The following is a 731-nucleotide window of genomic DNA, read 5'->3' as shown; positions in this document are numbered from 1 at the left end:
GTCCTACCCCGTACACCATGCCACTGTTGACAGCTCCTCCACTGCCCAGGTCATGGGTTAGAACGCCGGGCCAAAAAATGGCCGTCACGATAAACAGGCCAGTCAGCCCCAGGCAGATGCCGGCGCAGGCAAATGCCAGACGCCGACGCTGCGACTTGAGTTGCTCATATTCCTGTAGTCCGGCTAGTTTCCGGCTTAACTCTTGATGCGACAGCATGGTTTTGTCTCCGTATTGTTGTGATTACTGCCCATGTCCGCCTGGCCGATATTATTTGGTCGGCTTCACTTTATGAGCTTTCTTATTAACAAACTCCCCCAAGCGTTCCTGCACGTCCCGCCCGGTTTGAACTACTGCTGCCATCAAGCCCTCGGCAAAGAGGCCATCGGTGGCAGACATATCGGCAATGCGGCTGATCGAGCTGACAATGGCGTAGTTCGACAAGATGGCATTGCCTGCAATGCGCTGGGCCAGTTCCAGGCTCAGCTCATAGGCTGTTTTGGGGTTGGCCTCGTTGTTGCACACGTAGTGCGCCAGCCCCAGTCGCTCTCCTTCCACGGCATCGAGCACGCGGCCTGTCAGCATCAGTTCGATCATGCGGTTGGGAGAAATGATTTTTGCGGTGCGAACGGTCGCGCCACCGCCGGTGAAAATGCCGCGTGTGCCTTCAGGCAGGGCAAAGAAGGTGCTGCTGTCGGCCACGCGAATGTGTGCTGCGCTGGCCAGTTCCAGG

At 57.3% G+C, this 731-nt stretch carries 2 protein-coding genes; both read right to left on the bottom strand.

The features are described from left to right. Positions 1 to 217: DUF485 domain-containing protein (locus KR546_RS18855; RefSeq protein ID WP_238446267.1), on the bottom strand; the 217-nt coding region annotated here is incomplete at its 3' end. 51 nt (positions 218 to 268) lie between these two features. Beyond that, positions 269 to 731: enoyl-CoA hydratase-related protein (locus tag KR546_RS18850; protein ID WP_238446266.1), on the bottom strand; the 463-nt coding region annotated here is incomplete at its 5' end.

Source organism: Salsipaludibacter albus (assembly GCF_019798055.1).
Classification (GTDB): domain Bacteria; phylum Actinomycetota; class Nitriliruptoria; order Nitriliruptorales; family Nitriliruptoraceae; genus Salsipaludibacter; species Salsipaludibacter albus.
The sequence above is the reverse complement of the archived record's forward strand: the minus strand, read 5'-3'. Positions and strand labels throughout refer to the sequence as shown.